Origin of the sequence: Natronocella acetinitrilica (assembly GCF_024170285.1) — a bacterium.
GTDB classification, from domain to species: Bacteria; Pseudomonadota; Gammaproteobacteria; order Nitrococcales; family Aquisalimonadaceae; genus Natronocella; species Natronocella acetinitrilica.
The window spans coordinates 114,397-133,771 of record NZ_JALJXV010000007.1; the positions used below are offsets into that span (position 1 = coordinate 114,397).

At 62.7% G+C, this 19,375-nt stretch carries 17 protein-coding genes; 8 read left to right on the forward strand and 9 right to left on the reverse strand.

Annotated elements, in window-relative coordinates; genetic code table 11:
- Nucleotides 1–32 precede the first annotated feature (32 nt).
- The 5 genes from J2T57_RS14590 to J2T57_RS14610 are packed head-to-tail and all read right to left on the reverse strand — an operon-like array spanning nucleotide 33 to nucleotide 4,844.
- Entirely contained in the window at nucleotides 33–830 is a 798-nt protein-coding gene (locus tag J2T57_RS14590; protein ID WP_253479656.1) for a CpsD/CapB family tyrosine-protein kinase, read from the reverse strand.
- The gene (locus J2T57_RS14595; RefSeq protein WP_253479658.1) at nucleotides 827–2,545 is read right to left on the reverse strand and encodes a GumC family protein; all 1,719 of its coding nucleotides are present in this window, start codon (nucleotides 2,543–2,545) and stop codon (nucleotides 827–829) included. The genes J2T57_RS14590 and J2T57_RS14595 overlap by 4 nt, the downstream gene beginning before the upstream one ends.
- Nucleotides 2,546–2,570: 25 nt before the next feature.
- The gene (locus J2T57_RS14600; RefSeq protein ID WP_253479660.1) at nucleotides 2,571–3,845 is read right to left on the reverse strand and encodes a hypothetical protein; all 1,275 of its coding nucleotides are present in this window, start codon (nucleotides 3,843–3,845) and stop codon (nucleotides 2,571–2,573) included.
- Complete coding sequence (locus J2T57_RS14605; RefSeq protein ID WP_253479668.1) at nucleotides 3,835–4,479, reverse strand: polysaccharide biosynthesis/export family protein; 645 nt, start codon at nucleotides 4,477–4,479, stop codon at nucleotides 3,835–3,837. The genes J2T57_RS14600 and J2T57_RS14605 overlap by 11 nt, the downstream gene beginning before the upstream one ends.
- Nucleotides 4,480–4,514: 35 nt before the next feature.
- Nucleotides 4,515–4,844 (reverse strand): hypothetical protein, encoded by a 330-nt coding sequence (locus J2T57_RS14610; protein WP_253479670.1) that lies wholly within the window; start codon nucleotides 4,842–4,844, stop codon nucleotides 4,515–4,517.
- A gap of 188 nt (nucleotides 4,845–5,032) precedes the next feature.
- Here J2T57_RS14610 and J2T57_RS14615 point away from each other — a divergent pair, with 188 nt between their 5' ends.
- From J2T57_RS14615 to J2T57_RS14625, 3 genes are read left to right on the forward strand one after another with little or no spacing between them, the layout of a single operon-like run.
- Entirely contained in the window at nucleotides 5,033–6,658 is a 1,626-nt protein-coding gene (locus J2T57_RS14615) for a glycosyltransferase family 4 protein (protein ID WP_253479672.1), read from the forward strand.
- Nucleotides 6,655–8,580: an alginate lyase family protein gene (locus tag J2T57_RS14620; RefSeq protein WP_253479674.1), complete on the forward strand. Its 1,926-nt coding sequence runs from the start codon at nucleotides 6,655–6,657 to the stop codon at nucleotides 8,578–8,580. The genes J2T57_RS14615 and J2T57_RS14620 overlap by 4 nt, the downstream gene beginning before the upstream one ends.
- Nucleotides 8,556–9,341 carry a WecB/TagA/CpsF family glycosyltransferase gene (locus J2T57_RS14625; protein ID WP_253479675.1) on the forward strand — a complete coding sequence of 262 codons (786 nt, stop codon included), beginning with the start codon at nucleotides 8,556–8,558 and terminating at the stop codon, nucleotides 9,339–9,341. The genes J2T57_RS14620 and J2T57_RS14625 overlap by 25 nt, the downstream gene beginning before the upstream one ends.
- 3 nt (nucleotides 9,342–9,344) lie before the next feature.
- Here J2T57_RS14625 and J2T57_RS14630 read toward each other — a convergent pair whose 3' ends face one another.
- The 3 genes from J2T57_RS14630 to wecB are packed head-to-tail and all read right to left on the reverse strand — an operon-like array spanning nucleotide 9,345 to nucleotide 12,775.
- On the reverse strand, nucleotides 9,345–10,361 hold the full coding sequence (locus tag J2T57_RS14630; protein WP_253479677.1) for an ExeA family protein: 1,017 nt from the start codon (nucleotides 10,359–10,361) through the stop codon (nucleotides 9,345–9,347).
- 34 nt (nucleotides 10,362–10,395) lie between these two features.
- Complete coding sequence (wecC, locus tag J2T57_RS14635; RefSeq protein WP_253479679.1) at nucleotides 10,396–11,658, reverse strand: UDP-N-acetyl-D-mannosamine dehydrogenase; 1,263 nt, start codon at nucleotides 11,656–11,658, stop codon at nucleotides 10,396–10,398.
- Complete coding sequence (gene wecB, locus J2T57_RS14640) at nucleotides 11,651–12,775, reverse strand: non-hydrolyzing UDP-N-acetylglucosamine 2-epimerase (RefSeq protein ID WP_253479681.1); 1,125 nt, start codon at nucleotides 12,773–12,775, stop codon at nucleotides 11,651–11,653. The genes wecC and wecB overlap by 8 nt, the downstream gene beginning before the upstream one ends.
- Nucleotides 12,776–13,050: 275 nt before the next feature.
- Here wecB and J2T57_RS14645 point away from each other — a divergent pair, with 275 nt between their 5' ends.
- Nucleotides 13,051–13,821, forward strand: a complete 771-nt coding sequence (locus J2T57_RS14645; RefSeq protein WP_253479684.1) for a Crp/Fnr family transcriptional regulator — start codon at nucleotides 13,051–13,053, stop codon at nucleotides 13,819–13,821.
- A 21-nt stretch (nucleotides 13,822–13,842) separates the two neighbouring features.
- Here J2T57_RS14645 and J2T57_RS14650 read toward each other — a convergent pair whose 3' ends face one another.
- Nucleotides 13,843–15,249, reverse strand: a complete 1,407-nt coding sequence (locus tag J2T57_RS14650; RefSeq protein WP_253479686.1) for an MBL fold metallo-hydrolase RNA specificity domain-containing protein — start codon at nucleotides 15,247–15,249, stop codon at nucleotides 13,843–13,845.
- 110 nt (nucleotides 15,250–15,359) lie between these two features.
- Here J2T57_RS14650 and tspO point away from each other — a divergent pair, with 110 nt between their 5' ends.
- The 4 genes from tspO to J2T57_RS14670 are packed head-to-tail and all read left to right on the forward strand — an operon-like array spanning nucleotide 15,360 to nucleotide 19,371.
- Nucleotides 15,360–15,851, forward strand: coding sequence for a tryptophan-rich sensory protein TspO (gene tspO, locus J2T57_RS14655; RefSeq protein WP_253479688.1), 492 nt, complete (start codon nucleotides 15,360–15,362; stop codon nucleotides 15,849–15,851).
- 42 nt (nucleotides 15,852–15,893) lie between these two features.
- Nucleotides 15,894–16,808 carry a chlorophyll synthase ChlG gene (gene chlG, locus J2T57_RS14660; RefSeq protein ID WP_253479690.1) on the forward strand — a complete coding sequence of 305 codons (915 nt, stop codon included), beginning with the start codon at nucleotides 15,894–15,896 and terminating at the stop codon, nucleotides 16,806–16,808.
- Complete coding sequence (locus tag J2T57_RS14665) at nucleotides 16,805–18,166, forward strand: BCD family MFS transporter (protein WP_253479692.1); 1,362 nt, start codon at nucleotides 16,805–16,807, stop codon at nucleotides 18,164–18,166. The genes chlG and J2T57_RS14665 overlap by 4 nt, the downstream gene beginning before the upstream one ends.
- Nucleotides 18,163–19,371, forward strand: coding sequence for a geranylgeranyl diphosphate reductase (locus tag J2T57_RS14670; protein WP_253479702.1), 1,209 nt, complete (start codon nucleotides 18,163–18,165; stop codon nucleotides 19,369–19,371). The genes J2T57_RS14665 and J2T57_RS14670 overlap by 4 nt, the downstream gene beginning before the upstream one ends.
- The last annotated feature ends 4 nt before the right edge of the window (nucleotides 19,372–19,375 follow it).

Below are 19,375 nucleotides of genomic sequence, written 5' to 3' on the forward strand. Positions count from 1 at the left end.
CCTGCTCCTTGTCGTATGGGCTCTACACAGGCTCAACCGCCGTAGTAGTCCTTCCTGCTGGCGCCACGATCCGCAAAATTCAGCACGGTCCCGATCACGTTCGTTCCTTCCAACAGGGCTGTGGCCTGCTGCAGTTCCGTCTCCAGCGTGCGGTGGTTCGCCACCACAAGCAGCGTGGCGTCCAGATTGGCGGCGAAGACCATGACATCGCCGCCGACCAGCGCCGGTGGCAAATCGAAGATCACTACAGCCTTCGGGAACATCCGCTTCAGACTGGAGATGAACTTCTGGATCCGGTCCGCGGAGAGTTCTTCGGGGCGCAGGCGTGTCTCGGTACGCCCGGGGATCAGAAAAAGCCCCGGTGGGGGCAGTTGCAGAACGACATCCCCGATGGCGGCGTCCTTGACCAGTGCATCCCCCAGCCCGGCATTGACCTTGAGCCCGAAAAGACGGGCCAACGAGGGGCGGCGCACATCAGAGTCAACCAGCAGCACCGGAAATGTGCGTATCTGTGCAATGCTGATGGCAAGGTTCGCGGAGGTCAGGCTCTTGCCATCACCGGGAGATGGGCTGGTGATGCCCAGGGTGGACATGCCGTCCTGACGAACCCGGTGCAGAACACGGGTCCGCAGAAGCGAGTAGCAATCGATCATCTGCTGCGGCGCCGCGCCGGTGATCAGCCGGTTGCGCTCCATCACCGTCTCATTCCATTGCACCCGGCGCGGCCCCTTCTGGCCGCCTTGTTCGCCACCTCTGGCGACCATGTCCGGGCTGTCGCCATCTTCATCCTGCCGCGCAATATCAAGCGCTCTGACGATCGTGTCGGTCATGACGAGACGTCCTCCGGCCAGGCGAGAAATCCTTCGGCGAAGCCGTACCATGTGGCTGCGACGATCAGGGCGACGACGAGCAGCCAGCCAAGTCCCGCCCGCAGCATGCGATTTCGCCGCTCACGCCGGGTCAGGTAGACGGGAATCGCTGCGAGTGGCGGCGCGCCCCACACGGCCAGCACGCCTCGGGCGCCCCGGACCGTCTTGTCGAAATATTCCACCAGTGCAGCAATCCCCGTACTGGTGCCTGCAGCGAAAATGAAACCAAGCGCGGCGATCCCTGCACGCATGGGTCTGGCAGGCTCCGATGGCATCGCCGCCTTGCCAGTCAAGGTGAACCGGTCACCGATCTGCCCGCTTTCGATGCGCTCGGCCGCCTCTGCCTGCAAGAGCTTGTTCCGCGTTTCCTCATACTCCCGCAGGATCTGTTCGTGGTTGCGGGTCAGTACCTGGAACTCCCGCTCCACGGTTGGACTGGACACCACGCGGGTATCGAACTCGGTGACCCGACGTTGCAGCGCTTCACGACGGGCCATTTCGGATGCAATGTCCGACTCCACGCTGCGCAGCCTGGACACGGCGGCTATGTAGGCTGGGTTATCGGCCTGAACAGTTTCGCCGTCTGCGGAGCGATTGAAATTATTGAGTCGATCCCGATTTGCCCCGACTGCCCGCTCCAGCGCTGCAATCTGCGCGGGATCAACGTCCGGGTCGGCACGGGCTTCGAACAACCGGGTCCGATCCGCTTCAGCCGCCTGGATCAGGCGTAGCAGTTCCGACGCCCCGTCGGACTGCCCCACCAGGGCCTGCAGTTCGTTTCTCAGTCTGGCGAAGCTCGGATGTCGCGGCGCGTAGGACCCGGCCATGGTGAGATACTCGAGACGCAACCGCTCAACCTGGTTGGATGGCGTCAACTGCCGTCGATCTCCCGCCAGCACATTCATGCGCGGCTCTATCTGGCTCAATTGCGCCTCCAGCCCGATTCTCAATTGGGTCAGGCCGTTGATGCCCTCACTGATACGGTCGATCTGGTCCTGGATCGCTTCCAGCCGGTTCATGTTGAATTGCACGAACTGTGGCAGGCTCGACGCATTGGCCGTCTTGAAGGCCTCGAGTGCGTCTTCGTGCTCGCTGATCTTCTGTTCCAGTTCCTGGGTCCTTGTTCGCAGGAAACGAGTCAGCCGAGCGGCCTGCTCGGCGCGCGCACGGTCACTTTCCTCCAGATAGCGTTCGGCGATGCCGTTGGCGACTTTCATTGCGGTTTCCGGGTCAGCTGAGGCATGGGTGATCGTGAAGGCCACCGCCACAGCGGCGTTGCGCCGCATTTCTTCCTCGCCTACATCAACATAGAGGATCTCGCGACGGGTCTTCCGACGGATGGTGGCCGCAAGCTCCCCGCGGGCCCCTGCTTCGCGCAGCTCCGGATACACGTCAAGCTGCTCGGCAAGCTCCCACAGGCTGCTGGTGGACATGACCGCCTGACCCAGATTGCTCAGGTGCTCGTTCACATACCCCACCACCACGGTGGACTGGATCAGATTGGCCGGCACGTGGTGACGATCGATGCGGATGCTCGCGGTGGACTCGTACTCCGCCGGCAGCCACATGGCTGCTGCTACGCTCCCACCAAAGATCATCGCGAACACAAGGAAAAGAAGCATTTTCCTGCGGCGAAACATGTCAATGTAGTCGGCAAATGAGGGCACGGTAAGCACGTTGTGTCTCCCTCCCCGCCAGGCCTCAGGGACCAAGCAGCGGGGTATACTGAATACCCAGATAGACCAGGTTGCTGTTCGCCGTGCCGGGAATGCCTTCCCGGTCACGGTGACGGAATTCGTAATCAACGGTGAGCTTCCACTCGGGGGTCAGCCGATAACGCACACCAGGCGCGACGCTGACGAAGCGCCTGGTGGTATCCACCGGTGTGGGGCGACCAACGGCTCGCGTGGTGAAGCCGCGACCGAGTATCGACGCCTGCCACCGCGGCCCGAGGTCGTGGGTCGCCGACAACAGAATCTGATCGGTCTCGTTCAGAACGCCGGACAGGGTTGGCAGCAAGCGCCGTTCGGCCGTGATGGCCCCCACCCAGTCTTCACCGCGTGTGTTCAATTGCAGAGATCCCACTCCGCCGGTGGAGCTATCCAGGTCATCGGCACTTCCGGCAGGTTCCAGCCTGCGAACACCGGCCGATGCAATCAACCCGGAGCGTTCGGTGAGGAACCGCCGGTAGTTGAGCGAGACACCATAGAGGTCCTGATCGTTACCACCTGTTTTCGGTCGGAACTGTCCGCCGATGATGGAGACCCCTGCCGTGTCACGTTGCGTCAACGCGTAGTCGGTTCGTACCTCGACCTCGTGATTCCAGGAGTCGACGTAACCCGGCGGGCTGCCCTCGAACCCCAGATAGCGTCCGATATAGCCAGCGCCGACAGAGAGCCGATCGCTGAGGTCATGGCTGACAGATGGCGTGAGGAACAGCCGATACCGGGTGATGGTTTCACGGCTAATGCGCGTGTCGATATCCGATCCGGCGTCCAGACTGTCGTCCGGATCTGTCAGGTCGATAGTCTGCTCATTACGCTCGGTGTTGCGGTCGCGGTAGGCACGACCATCCAGTTGCCACGTGGTGTTCTCCCGTACGAATTGACTGCGCCCCTGTACCTGCTGGAATGTCTCGCTGCCCAGATCATCATCGCTGCCCAGGTAGGAGGAATATCCGGCCTGGCCACGCAAACGGATGACCTGCACGTCTGTGCGCCGTTCTGCCACCGCCCCCACGGCACCGGTTACCCGCATGGCGTCCTCGCCATCGCGCTCATCAAGGTCGATGTTGCTCACGTAGCCCACCCGGCTCTCGAACTCCGGCCCGAAGGCCCAGCTCTGGGCGCTCGACTGTGTGGTTACAGACACCGCGGCCAACATCAGAGCCATGGCAATCCACGGTGCCATCTCGAACCGGTGTCGCAACAAACGCTGCTCCTGCCGGTTCGAGGCGAAGGCGTGCTCATGGGACAAGGACCACGTCCCCGCTCTGCAAGAGCACGTTCTGATCGAGGCCGCGTCCGCGCTTGACGGCCGAATAGTCGAATGGATAGACACGTTCGCCGTCCGCGGTACGCCGTATGACACTGATGCGACTCTCGGCGGCAAACGGTGTCAGGCCGCCGGCAAGCGTTAGCGCCTGTATCACATCCACGTAGCGGCCTACGGTGAACTGTCCGGGATTGTTGACCTTGCCCAGCACATAGATCTGATAGCCTGAAACCTTCACCACCGAGACGGTCACCAGGGCGTCGGGAATATAGGCGTGAATGCGTCGCGTCAGCTCCTCTTGCACCTCGGTCGCCGTTCGCCCGGCTACCTGCAGGTCGCCCGCCAGGGGGAAGGAGATTCCACCATCGGGCCGCACCAGCACTTCCCGGAGCAGGTCCTCCTCCTGCCAGACGGAGATCTCCAGCACATCCTCCGGCCCGATCTGATATTCCGGACCGGTACTCGGTTGAATAGCCTGCGAAGGCGCGGCAGCATCACCGCGAGGCCGCGGATCACTCGCCCCGCCGAGGGCACAGCCGGTCATGGCAACCAGCACCGCACCGCAGACGAGCATGCGCGTCGCACTTTGCAGAAAGTCTTTCAGGCATGTATGCATGCTGATCCCCACCCTGGCCGAATTGGACTAATGAGTCATCTGGGGCCGGGTTGCATGCGTCGACGGGCGACCAGAAGTAGGCCCACCACGCCGAAAGTGATCGCCACCGCCAGACCGGTATGACCGCTCTCGCTGGTAACGACCACGTCACCACCCTGCCCGCTATTGCGTTGATTTCGTGTTTCCGGGCGGACCGCCCGATGCGCGTTGTCCAGCACACTGTTCTGAACTGCCGAGGGGAATACGTTGCCAACGGCCGATCCGTGCCCGTCCTGAGCAAACACCTGACCAGCCCCAAGCAGGCCTGCCAGGCAGACTGTCAGGCCCAGACCACCAAGTGCGCCACGCGACGATAATCCCACCATCGAACTGCTCCCGTTCGCATCGGCCAACTGGCTCGAAGCCCCTTTGCCAGGCCGGTTTCGACCGATTTGTTCTGAGTGCAGGTTAGGTGGGTGGTCTGACAGGGTCTGTACGCTAACGTACAGATGTTGAGGGGGGCCAATCCTAAGGTGTGACAAGCGTGGATTGGACACCCGGAGACGCGGAAAACATGGACACGCTTTTCGCCACGCTGACCGCCTTGGCCGTCAGCCTGGCGCTGATCCCGATGATGATCCGGTTGGCCCCCACCCTGGGCATGCTGGATCACCCCAACGCCCGAAAGATCCACCAGCAGCCCATCCCGAGAGTGGGCGGCTGGGGTATCTGTCTCGGTGCCGTTGCCGCCGTCCTGCTCTGGCTGCCCTACTCATCTGTAGCACTGGCCTTCCTGGTCGGTGCCCTGGTGCTGCTCGCCGGCGGGACCTGGGATGACAAGGGAGAGCTTCGGGCCTCCGTGAAACTGGCCATCCAGCTCGCGGCGGCCACCCCCGCTGTACTACTTGCCGGCCTCGCCATGGACCAGGCCCCACTGGTGGGCGACTTCGTGCTTCACACCTGGGTGGCGATTCCGCTCACGGTGCTTGGGCTTGCCGCTTGCATCAACGCCAGCAACACCTCCGACGGGCTGGATGGGCTGGCAGCCGGTATCACGCTACTCAGCCTGCTGGGCCTGCTTTATCTCGGCTACAGGCTACAGAGCAGCGAAGTCCTGCTGTTGACCGCGGCAGCCATCGGCGGGCTGGCGGGCTTCCTGCGCTACAACACCTATCCTGCCACCATTTTCATGGGGGATTCGGGGAGTCAGTTTCTCGGCTTCGCGGTGGGGTTTCTCGGTCTTGCCGTGGTTCAGGCCCAACCGGGCCTGCTCTCGCCCTGGCTTTTGCTGCTACTCGTGGGGCTGCCGCCGGCGGACCTCTGCGTTGTCGCGCTTCGCAGGCTGCGTCGAGGCCAGCACCCATTTCATCCGGACAAGTCACATATTCACCATCGGCTGCTTGTCCTGGGATTCAGCCACTCCCAGGCTGTTGCTGCAATCTATACGATCCAGGCGTCTTTCGTTTTCTTCGGTGTGGCGCTGGCTCCGTCACAGGCCTGGAAGATACTGCTGGTCTATGGCCTGCACCTGGTCCTGATTTACGGGTTCCTCCATCTTGCCGAACAGGCGATGAACGGACGTCAGCGCAATGCCGTTGAAAGTACCGACGTCACGGAGCGGCAGTTCCGGCCATTGCTGGTGTGGGCACCACGCATCGGGCTGGAGCTGACCGTCCCGCTTGTGCTGGTCACCTTCGCCACTTTGACGGCGCGCGTTCCACGGGATTTTGCTTTGCTGGCCGGTGTACTCCTCATACCACTGCTGCCACGGCTGTTCCGACTTGGCAGCCCCGCGACTTTCATGACACGGATCCCGGTCTTCATGGTGACCGCGTCGGTGCTCTACCTGTACACCGAAAACCGGCCGTTCGTGAGCGGCATCGCCCTGATGACCGAGATGGTAGGAATGCTCTGCATCGCGATTCTCGCCGTCCTCGCCGTGACCTATAGCCCCATGCGGCGCGCTCGCGAGTTTCGCACCACCGCGCTGGACCTGCTTCTGGTCATTCTTGCAGCCCTCGCGTTTCTTGCGGTGCAGAGCGGCCCCCTGCAGATCAGCCCCCTGTTTCTGCTCTACGCACCGGTACTGCTCTACGGCTGTGAACTACTGTTGGTCGAGCGCCGTGATCGTCGTGAATGGCTAGTGCTGGCCGTGACGGTCGCCGCGCTGATCCTGCTTGGACGGGGGCTGCTACCATGAGGTGGAACCCGGCTGGCCTTATCCCGCAGGCTGGCCTTGGCAGCCTGCTCTGGTATCTGCAGCGACTGCGCATGATGAGTGCCGGTGAACTGGGTTATCGACTCAGACAGCGCGGAACATTGCGACGACTGGAGGCCAGCTACCGCAGTCGCCCCAAGGGCAACCTGCTGAGAGAGTCTTTGCCGCTTTTCTGCTCGGCCACGGAACGGCAATTGCCCGCCATCCCCATCCACGGTGCGCGCCTGCGAAACCTGGGCCCCCGGTTACTGGCCGGTCACCTTGACGGCGCTCACCCGTGGCGCTGGCGCGACGAGACCGATGTCTGGCATCGAGCCCCGGACAGCGGACGCATTTGGCCAAGAGGCTTTTTCGCCAATCTGCCTTACCGCCCGGGCAATGCCTATGGCGATATTCGCCTGCTCTGGGAACCGGCCCGGCTACAGCATCTCGTGGACCTGGCGCTTTATGCAGACTCCATGTCACGCGACTTGCGCGGTCGCGCGGTGACAATGATCCGGGACCAACTGCTCAGTTGGGAGCGGGCCAATCCGCCACTGGACGGACCCCACTACATCTCGGCCATGGAGTGCGGGCTGCGACTGATAGCTGTCTGTCATGTTCTGGACATCCTGCGACCGATGCTGCAGGCCGATGACCCCATTCGCAGTTGCATAGCCGGCATCGCCGAATCCCATGCGACCCTGATCGACCAACGGCTGTCGCTCTATTCATCCAGGGGCAACCACACCATGGCGGAGGCGGCCGCGCTCGTTTACGCCGGCGCTCTGTTTCCAGAGTTTTCCGAGGCAATCGACTGGCGGCAGACCGGTTTGCGTCTACTTGCTCAGGAAGCAGAACATCAGGTGCTGCCGGACGGCGGCGGCGCGGAACAGGCGATGAGCTACCATCAGGTGAATCTCGACCTGCTGGCGCTGGTTGACGCGCTTCTACGTCACAGACAAATGGCCTCGGAACCCCGCCTTGCCGCAGCTACCCATCGGGGTGACGCCTTTGTGCGCAGCATGACCCTGCCCGATGGCCGGCTGCCTGACATCGGCGACGGCGACCACGGCGTCGCCCTGGCACGGAGCATGTGCCGTCACCAGGCCAAGGCCCGGTCCAGGTCCTGCGGGATCCGCACCTATCCACACGCCGGCTACACCGTTGGCCGCACAGACGAACCCCGATCGCTCCAGTGGATACTGGACCACGGCCCACTGGGCATGCCGCCAGCCAATGGTCACGGACATGCGGACGCGCTCTCCCTGCTGTTGAGTGTGGGTGAAACGCCGCTCTTCATCGACTCCGGCACCTTCCTCTATGGCGGCGATGCGCAATGGCGACGCTATTTCCGAGGCACTGCCGCGCACAATACGGTGGTGGTTGATGGCCACGATCAGGCACGACAGACCGGTGCCTTTCTCTGGTCGCAGCCGTATACATCCTGTCTGCTCAGTCGCATGCAGCACAGCGATGGTGGCGGTCGATTGCTCGCCATGCACACCGGCTACAAACGCCTCGGCGTCACCCATACCAGAGGTATGTGCTGGTCGCCGGACGGTTGGCTGCTGGTGCAGGACCAACTCACCGGTTCCGGGAGTCACGAAATCGCCCTGCATTGGCATACGCCCATCGCCGTCGAGCCCTTCACCCCGACAGGCCAGCGTCTCGCAATGCCAGCGTGCAAGGTGGTTATGGAAATACAGGGGGGGGACATGGCTTTGCATTGCGGCCAACTCGAGCCCCCACTCGGGTGGCTGTCACCGGAATACGGAACACGAGAGACCGTCAACACCATCCTCGTGTCTCATCGAGGCCCACTGCCCCATTGCTTCGCGACCCTGATCCTCCTGGGTGAGGCACGGCCAAGCAGACATCAGACCGAGGAGTTTCTGCAATGGATGACCGAAACCACGGGCTAACACCACCACCACGCCATGAGGTTCTAGGCGTGCCCGTGCACATGGTAACGATGGACTCGGCCCTTGCCGAGGTGCGACGACTCCTGCTGACGCCAGGCGCGGACATGATCGTGGCCGCCAATCCGGAAAAGGTCGTTGCCGCGCGCCGCAACCCGGACCTACTGTCGGCGATCCGGGACGCGGCCCTGGTGATTCCGGATGGCATTGGCGTGGTTATCGCGGCTCGCCTGGCCGGGCAACAGGCGGTGGCTCGGGTCCCCGGCTCGGAGCTGATGCCGGCCCTGTGTGCTCTGGCTGCTGAGGAGGCAGTCCCGGTGTTCCTCTATGGCGCACAACCCGCGGTCATAGAGACAACCATGAGTCTGCTCCAGGAGTCTTATCCGGGGTTGAAGATCGTTGGCCATCAACATGGCTTTCTGCCGGAATCGGGCATGGAAGGCCTGCTTGACGCCATCAATCGATCGGGTGCGCAGATCCTTTTCGTCGGTCTCGGGAGTCCGCGGCAGGAGCTCTGGATGTCCCGCAATCGCCACCGTTTGTCCGGCGTCCGCGTCTGCCAGGGCGTGGGAGGAACATTCGACGCCATTTGCGGGCATCCTCGACGGGCACCCGACCTGATGCGGCGCCTCAACCTGGAATGGCTCTACCGCCTGGTTTCGCAGCCGGCACGCATCCACCGCCAACGGGCACTGCCACTGTTTGCAACGCAGGTTATCAGGGAGACACTGGTTCGACGGCGACGGGCTCGCTCACAAGGCTGACTCTCACGACGCCTCGCGACGGCGAACGGCCACCTGCTCGCCGTCCCGGTCCAGGGCGTCGGCAACACGGGCGAGCTGGGCTTCCAGCCCCGCCAGCCTCTCATCCAGTTTCGAGACAGCGTCTGCCAAAGAGGTGGGGTCGAGAACGGCCGGTGCGGTGGTGGTTCCCCGTGGCCTCTGTTCACCAATCTGGGTACGCCTTGCGTCATAGGGCTTCCAGCCCAACTCCTCAATGGTCTCCTGGAACAGGACTCCACGCAGGAATCGCTTTCCGGCGAGCAATGCCCTCAGAAATGCACGATCACACAAAGTGTTGACGAGGCGCGGGATGCCCCCGGTATAGCGGTGAATGATCGGCCAGGCATCATCGGCGATTAGCCGTTCCGGTTGCCGGCTGCCGGAAATGCCCAGGCGATGAAGCACGTACGCCGACACCTCTTCCACGGTCAGTCCGCTCAGGTGGAAGTGCAGTCGCACCCGCTGCCGAAGCTGCTCCATGCGAGGCGACTCCAGCACATCCCGCAGTTCGGGCTGCCCCATCAGGATGACGCTGATCAGCCCGAGCTTGTCGTACTCCAGGGCGGTCAGAAAGCGAATCTCTTCCAGTACTTCAAAAGACAGTGCCTGGGCCTCATCCACGCAAAGGATCACCAGCCGCCCCTGCAAGGCCAGCTTGCGCAGGGCCTGCGACAGCTCGATGGTCAATGTGACCTTGCTGTCGCTGCCCGGCGTGCCGGTGAGGCGCTGGTAGACAGCCTGCAGAAACTCGACGGGCGTGAGCTGGGTTTGCTCCAGATGCACCAGGACCGCGTCGCCGGCCTTGTCCTCGAGTATTTTCTTCATGAGCGTGGTCTTGCCAGCGCCCACGTCACCGGTGATCACGACCAGCCCGTCACGGGTCATCAGCGAATAGTCGACGTACGCGCGCGCCAGGGCATATCCGCTGCTGCGGTACAAATAGTCCGGATCCGGCGTCAGCCGGAACGGATAGTCGCTGAGACCAAAATGCTTCAGATACATCGCTCGGTTTCCCTCCCGTAAAAGTGCGCTGGGTTCATTGCCGCCAGAGCCCGCAGACGTTGATCAGGATCTTCTCCTGCAACCGGGCGAGCGGTATGCGCCGAAACTGTCGATGGGCCACCAGTGCGACGACAATATCGGCTTCCTCCATTGCCCGCTCCAGTGACACGAGTTCCACCCCGGACCCTGCCAGTGCGGGCGGCAGTTCGCCGATATTCGGCTCCACGGCAAGCACCCGGCCCGCGGCGTCCCTGGCCAGTCGGCGGGTGATGTCCAGCGCGGGGCTTTCCCGCAGATCGTCGATATCCGGTTTGTAGGCGAGGCCCAGACAGGCGATGACCGGATCGCGCAGCCGCGCCGCCCGGGATTCCGTCCAGCGCACCACGAAATCCGGTTTTTCATCATTCAGTTCCCGGGCAGTCCGGATCAGGCGTGCCTGCTCCGGCGCGCTGTCGACGATGAACCACGGATCAACGGCAAGACAGTGCCCGCCAACACCGGGGCCGGGCATGAGAATGTTGACCCGGGGGTGACGATTGGCCAGTTCGATCAGTTCCCAGACGTCTACATCGAGATGATTGCAGACCATGGATAGCTCGTTGGCCAAGGCGATGTTGACGTCCCGAAACGTATTCTCGGTAAGCTTGGCCAGTTCCGCCGTCCGGCTGTTGGTGGTCAATACCTCCGCCGAGACGAACTCCCGATAGAAGTCTGCAGCCGCCTCCGTGGAGGCCTCGTCCACCCCACCGACGATGCGATCGTTGCCGACCAGTTCCCGCAGGATCTGGCCGGGTAGCACCCGTTCCGGACAATGCGCCACCAGAATGTCGGAAACCTGGTCACTGATTGCGTAACGATTGGCCCTGGGCAGGCGCAGGTCGGTGCGCTCCTCCTCCAGCCAGCGGGCGACGCGCTCCGTGGTGCCCGGTGGGCTGGTGGACTCAAGTACCACCAGGTTGCCCTTGTCCAGGATGGGAGCAATGGCCCGGGCAGCGGACTCCACGCAGGAGAGATCCGGGCGATGCCCCTCCATGAAAGGCGTGGGCACGGCGATAATGAATATATCCGCCGGTTCAGGTGCAAGCGCGACGCGCAAACGCCCGCTTTGCACCGCCGATTTCACCAGGATGTCGAGCTCCGGTTCAGTGATGTGAATGCCGCCGGCGGCGACGGTCTCGACGACCTTTGAATTCACATCGACCCCAAGCACCTCAAAACCCTTGGTCGCCAGCAGGCTTGCTGTAGGCAAGCCGATGTAGCCAAGACCCATCACACAGATGCGACGCCGCTCAGCCATGGGCGATGACCTCCGATATGCGCTGCGCTGCCCGGCCATCCCCATAAGGGTTGTGGGCCCGGGACATGGCCTGATAAGCCGCCTCGTCGTCGAGCAGCAGGCTGGTTGCAGCAACGATCGCCTCGCTGTCGGTTCCCACCAGCCGGACGGTTCCCGCCTCCACCGCCTCGGGCCGCTCGGTGGTCTCACGTAGCACCAACACCGGTTTGCCCAGTGAAGGCGCCTCCTCCTGTACACCACCGGAGTCGGTGAGAATGAGGCTGCTGCGGTCCATCAGATAAACGAACGGCAGGTAGTCCAACGGCGGTATCAGGTGAACATTGGGCAGATGCCCCAGGGAATGCTCCACCGTCCCGGCCACATTGGGGTTTCTGTGCAACGGATAGACGATTTCCACGTCGTCGCGCTCCGCGAGGCGGGCCAATGCGAGACAGATCCTCTCGAAACCACCACCAAAACTCTCACGGCGGTGCCCGGTGACCAGCAGCAAGCGTCGTTGCGGATCGAGGTAGGAGAAGTCCTGCTCAAGCGACGCCGTGATGCTGGCGTCTCCGCGCAGACGGGCCACCACACTGAGCAAGGCATCAATGACGGTGTTGCCGGTGACGTGGATCGTGTCCGCGACCACGTTTTCGCGCAGCAGGTTGTCCCGGGCCCCGACGGTGGGCGCAAAATGCAGGGACGCGATCGCGCCGGCGACACGGCGATTGATCTCTTCAGGCCAGGGGGCGTAGATATCGCCGGTTCGCAGTCCCGCCTCCACATGACCCACGGGGATCTGCTCATAGTAGGCAGCCAGTGCCGTGGCCATCGTCGTCGTGGTGTCACCATGGATCAGTACGAGATCAGGGCTGCTCTCACGGATGATCTCCCGCAACCCGATCAGCACGCGGCTGGTGATATCCGTCAGATCCTGCCCGGGCTGCATGATGTCGAGATCGAAATTCGGTTGCAGGTCAAAAAGTTGTAGCACCTGATCCAGCATATCCCTGTGCTGGCCGGTCACACACAGCAGCGAGGTCACGGCTGGCTCACGACCCAGCGACGCCAGCACCGGCGCCATCTTGATCGCCTCGGGACGCGTGCCGAACACGGTCAGTACACGACGCCTCAGCATGGCCCGGCTTGCCTCCCACCCTGGGGGCACCGGAGGAGTCAGCCCCACCCTTGGCGCTGTCAGAGGTTCCCCTGATGCCTCATGGCACCGTAGCGCCGCGGCATATCAGGTTCTGTACGCTAACGAACACTGTGCCGGCGCCTGTACGCGAAGGGGCGGCGAAAACCTCTGTGCGGTACCGCGCAGACTTTCCACCGGCGCAGAGACAACCTTTCCGAGGATTCCCTGCCACCGCCCTTAGAGAGGGAGTAAATCTCCTGGCCACCAAGTCGATCATGCCTCGCAACCGACTCCTGGGCGCCCTGTGTCCAGCGGACAGGGAGTGGCTATTGTCCCAGGGCAAAATCGTTCTGCTTCCGTTCGGGAGGGTGCTCGCCGAACCGGGCCAGCTTTTGGAGAGCGTCTACTTCCCCCTGTCCGGCTTCATATCCTTGTTCACCGCGGTCGACGAGCGCCACAGCATCGAGGTTGGGCTGATTGGGAACGAGGGCATGGTCGGGAGTTCCCTCGCCCTTGGCGTCGACAGTTCGCCGGTTCACGCCCTCGTGCAGGGACCCGGCAAGGCGTTGCAACTTGAAGCGGACGTTTTCGAGACGGCACTGGGCAATAGCGCGACGCTGCAGCGTGTCATGCAGCGCTACTTGCACGTGGTGCTCGGCAACCTGGCCCAGGCGGCAGCCTGCAGTCGGTTTCATCTGGTGGAGGCACGGCTGGCGCGGTGGTTGCTGATGACCCAGGATCGTGCCCATTCACCAGACTTCCACCTCACCCACGAGCTACTCGCTCACATGCTCGGTGTCAGACGCGTCGGGGTCACCAAGGCTGCCACGGCCCTGCAACAGCGTCGCCTGATTCGCTATAGCCGGGGAGACATTACGGTGCTGGATCGAACAGGTCTGGAGCGTGCCAGTTGCACCTGCTATCGTGCCGACCGCGCGCTCTACGAGGAAATACTGGGTTCCCGACAATCGCGAGGCAAACCACTGGAAACCGAACTGACCCCTGTTTCAAGCCCGCTCCGCAACAGCGCCAAACCCATTAACTGAATGCCGGAACCCGCTCGATTCTCAAAGCGCGACGACCTCTTCCAGTTCCGGGATAACGGCATGTAAACCATGCGCAAGCAATGCCTCTCGCAGAGCTTCCCGGGCAACAGTCTCGCCATGCACCAGGTACAGCCGGGGCTCGTCACGAAAGGCACCGGCCCAGGACAGCAGATCCCTCTGCCCGGCATGGGCGGAAAAGCCACCAATGGTGTGAATCTGCGCACGCACCGGCAAGGTCTCCCCCAGAACCCGCACCTCCGTCGCACCGTCGACCAGTGCGCGGCCCAGGGTCCCGGCGGCCTGAAAACCGGCGATGACGATATGCGTGGAAGAGCGGCCGAGATTGTAGCGCAGGTGGTGGAGAATACGACCGCCCGTGCACATGCCCGAGCCGGCGATAATCACCGCGCCACCATGAATGCGGTTGATCTCCATGGATTCCTCGACAGTCCGCGTGGCGCGAAATCCCGGCAGAAAGCGGTGCGGTTCGCCGCCCGCTGATTCGTTCAGGCTGGAAACATCTTTCTGATCGAGTGCTCGCCAGTTTCTTGCGTACAACTCCGTTACCCGAATCGCCATCGGACTGTCCAGGAAAACTCTCTGCTGGCGGAGCCTGCCGGCATGGTGAAGGCGACTGAGATGGAACAGGATTTCCTGAGTACGACCGACGGCAAAAGCGGGTATGAGTACGTTTCCGCCTTCGTCATGGGCTGCCTCCAGCACCTGCGCGAACTCCTCGATGGACTCTTCCTGTGGACGGTGGTCGCGATTGCCGTAGGTGCTCTCCATGAGTACAACATCGGCGCCACTGACGCGCTCCGGATCGCGCATCAGTGGCGAGCCCGGGTTTCCCAGGTCTCCGGAGAACACGATCTGACGTCGTCTCCCGCCGGATGGCACATTGAGTTCGACGATGGCCGAGCCGAGAATGTGGCCGGCATCGCGAAAAACAAGACGCGCATCACCAGGCAGGGTCACGACTTCTCCATAGCTGTGGGGAACGCATTGCTCCAGTGCGCGATCAACGTCCGTTTGCTCATAAAGCGCTTGCAATGGTTGTCGTCCGGCCCTGATTCTTCTTCTGTTTTCCCACTCAAGATCCCGACCCATGACTGCCGCCGCATCACGCAACATGATGTCCAGCAACTCCAGCGTCTCGCCGGTGCAGTGAATCGGCCCCCGGTAACCCTCGCGCACCAGGCGCGGCAGCAGACCTGCATGATCCAGGTGTCCATGGGAGATCACCACCACCGACAGGCTGCGAGCAAGGTCCGCCATTGGCTCCGCGTTACGCCGTTCAGCGTCCGGGCCGCCTTGTCGCAGCCCGCACTCGAGTAACAGTTTCACCGGCGCGTCGTCGTCTATGTCGATCAGGTAGCGGGAACCCGTAACCTCGCCAACTGCACCCAGAAACGTTAACGTCGACATGATTTCCTCTTGTCAGTCGATTCATCTTCAGCATAGCGAAAGTGACGAAGTACTGGCGCTATCGGGGCTGACGACCGAGAAGACACGGATCATCGAATCGGAGGAAGCCAATGAGCTGGCTCACATTGTTTGTTTTTCTCGGAGCCTGCATGGCAGCAGCGACTACAGGCGCGCTGTTCCAGCCCGGTGAGTGGTATCGCCGCCTGGACAAGCCCGTATGGACTCCACCTGACTGGCTCTTCCCCATCGCCTGGACCGGGCTTTATATCGCCATGGCGGTCGCAGCCTGGAGAGTGGCCTATGCAGAGGCGGCGCTGGTACCGCTTGGCCTGGCCTTATGGGCCTGCCAGATCGCACTGAATACGCTTTGGACACCTATCTTCTTCGGACTGCGCCGCCTGCAGGCCGGCCTGATTGTTTTGAGCCTGCTGTGGATTGCCGTGGTTGCGACGACCATCGTTTTCTTTGCCATCGACACCTTGTCCGGATGGCTTTTCCTGCCCTATGTGGTCTGGGTGAGCTATGCCGGCGCCCTGAACTATTCGTTACTTGTTCGGAATCCGTCTGAAAAACCATTGCTGCCAGGAGAGATTTCAACGTAATAACGCTTTGACAAGGCCGAGTGTCCACTTTATGTTACACCTATGGCCAACGCTGTTGTTACGCAGTCGCCGGTGACCCGCCCTCGGGCCGCCACCGTGCTCGAACTGCTCAAGCCCATCACCTGGTTTGCACCCATGTGGGCCTTTGCCTGCGGCATTATCTCCGCAGGCGTTCCCCTATCCGGCAACTGGCTGATGATAGCCGGCGGAATTCTTCTGGCGGGTCCGCTGGTCTGCGGCACCAGCCAGGCAGTGAATGATTGGTTCGATCGCCACGTCGACGCCATCAACGAGCCGGATCGCCCCATTCCCAGCGGACGCATGCCTGGGCGATGGGGGCTTTATATCGCCATCGTCACCTCCCTCATGGCACTTGCACTTGCCGCAGTACTCGGACCGTTTGTCCTGGGAGCGGCTCTGGTCGGCGTTGCATTGGCCTGGGCCTACAGCGCCCCACCCATCCGCCTGAAGCGCGACGGCTGGGGTGGCAACAGCGCAGTGGCAATCTGCTACGAAGGTCTGCCTTGGGTCACTGGCGCCGCGATCATGGCCGGGACCGTGCCCGACTGGCGCATCCTGCTGCTCGCCCTGCTCTACAGCGTTGGCGCCCATGGCATCATGACCCTGAACGACTTCAAGGCTGTCAACGGCGATATTCGCATGGGTATCGCCACGCTGCCGGTTCGCCTCGGGGTTGAACGAGCCGCAAGGTTCGCCTGCCTGGTCATGGCTCTGCCGCAGATGGTCGTGATTGCCTTGCTGGTGAGCTGGGAACAACCATTGCACGCGGCTGCGATTGGTTTGCTGCTTGCCACCCAGTTCGTCCTGATGCGCCGTTTCCTGCGGGACCCGGCGAAGTTTGCACCCTGGTACAACGCAACCGGGACCACCCTTTACGTGCTGGGCATGCTCATTTCCGCCTTCGCGCTGGCCGGTATCGTGGGTGGCACCCAGTGACCGCCCCCTGGCTGGGCTGGTTCGGGATCTTTCGACTCGGCCTGGTTCAGACCGCCCTCGGTGCCATCGTCATTCTCACTACCACGACCCTGAACCGGGTCATGGTTGTGGAGCTTGCCCTGCCCGCCATGCTGCCAGGCATCCTGGTGGGCTTCTATTACGGCATGCAATTGTTACGACCAAGACTGGGCTACGGCTCCGACGTCGGCGGTCGACGCACTCCGTGGATTATCGGGGGCATGTGCCTGTTGGCAATCGGTGGTGTGACCGCCGCCGCAGCCACGGCATGGATGGCCACAGCGCCCCTGGCGGGCATCGCCCTGGCTTTCATTGCATTCCTCATCATCGGCGTAGGCGTCGGTGCCGCAGGCACCGCGCTTCTGACCCTGCTGGCCAAGCGGGTTGAACCGACCCGGCGCGGTGCAGCAGCGATGATCGTCTGGGTGATGATGATCGCGGGCTTCGCGGTCACGGCAACCCTGGCCGGCAATTACCTGGACCCGTTTACCCTCACCCGCCTCGTGGCCGTTACGGCGGTTGTCTGCGGCGCGGCCCTGTTGCTGGCTGTCGTGGCTGTCTACGGCGTTGAAGGGAAAAAGCAGCAGCGCGCAGATACGCCAGCACCTGCCAGCGCGCCCGAGCCAACGGCGTTCAGGCAGGCATTGAGACAGGTCTGGCAGGAGCCAACGGCGCGCCGCTTCACCATTTTCGTTTTCGTGTCCATGCTTGCCTACAGCGCCCAGGACCTCATTCTTGAGCCGTTTGCAGGCATAGCCTTTGGCCTGACGCCCGGCGAATCCACCAGGATGGCTGGGCTGCAGAACGCCGGCGTGCTGTGCGGCATGCTGCTGGCAGCGGCGGGGGTCAGCCGGCTTGGGTGTGGGCTATTCGGCACACTCCGCCACTGGACCATTGGCGGTTGCATTGCCTCGGCGCTGGCGCTGGTCGGTCTGGCCTTCGGCGCCTACGTCGGACCGGTGTTCCCCTTGCACCCCGCGGTTTTCGTGCTCGGCATCGCCAATGGCGCATTCGCCGTCGCCGCCATCGGTTCGATGATGCGTTATGCCAGCGCCGGTCGGACGCACAGGGAAGGCGTGCGTATGGGGCTGTGGGGCGCGGCCCAGGCAATAGCCTTCGGCGTTGGCGGTTTCCTCGGGACTGTCGGCGTCGACGTCACAACTTACCTGATCGGTGCGCCTATTGGGGCATACGGTCTTGTCTTCGCCTCATCCGCCCTGCTCTTTCTCGTGGCCGCAGCATTGTGCGCGCGAGTCGAGGGTGGCGAGGCAACGCACACGATCCCGCAACAGGGCCCAGTGATGGGCGATGGGGTTCAGCCGGAAGGGAGTACGCCATGAATGATCATAAACAACCGGAATACGTCGACGCCGTTGTCGTCGGCGGTGGCCCCGCCGGCGCAACGGCGGCCACTTGCCTGGCCAGAGCCGGGTACTCGGTCATGCTGCTGGACAAGGGCGGACGCATCAAACCCTGTGGCGGGGCCATTCCTCCGCGGCTGATCGAGGACTTTGCCATTCCGGATGCCCTGGTTGTGGCCCGGGTGAACTCGGCACGCATCGTCTCCCCCAGCGAACGCTATGTCGATATGCCCATCGACAACGGCTACGTGGGCATGGTGGATCGCGACGAATTCGACGAGTGGTTGCGGGAGCGGGCCGCGGCCGTGGGGGCCGAGCGCAGAACCGGCGCCTTCCGCAGGATCATCCGTGAAGATTCAACGGGCGTGGTCATCGAATACAAGGACACCTCGGCGAGTGGCGGGCGCGAGACACGGCTGGTGCATGCGCGGGCACTCATCGGAGCCGATGGTGCCAACTCGGCAGTGGGTAAACAGACCATTCCCGGCGCAGACTGCATCCCGTATGTCGCGGCCTACCATGAAATCATCACTTCGCCTGCCGCCAATGACCGCAACTTCGACCCGGCCCGTTGTGACGTGATCTACCGGGGCACGATCTCGCCGGACTTCTACGGCTGGGTGTTTCCCCATGGAAAAACCACCAGCGTTGGCGTGGGGTCGGCGGTGAAAGGGTTTTCCCTGCGCGGTGCCGTTGACGCTTTGCGGGCCGATGCTGGCCTCGAAGGTGCGGAGACCATCCGCCGCGAGGGGGCACCGATACCGCTGCAACCCCTCAAGCGTTGGGATAATGGCCGCAATGTGATACTCGCCGGCGACGCCGCTGGTATCGTTGCGCCGGCATCGGGCGAAGGCATCTACTACGCCATGGTTGGTGGGCAGTATGCCGCAGAGGCGGTGATCGGCCTCTTGCACACCGGCGATGCGCGGGCCTTGAAAATGGCCCGCAAGCGCTTCATGAAAGCCCACGGCCAGGTGTTCAGAATGCTGGGCATGATGCAGCGCTTCTGGTACGCAAACGACGGCCGCCGCGAGCGTTTCGTGCGCATCTGCGGCGATCCGGACGTGCAGTTCCTGACCTGGGATTCCTACATGCACAAGCGCCTGACCCGGGCGCGTCCGATGGCCCATGCCAGGATCTTCTTCAAGAACATCGCCCATCTGACGGGCCTGGCTCCGGCCTGATCAC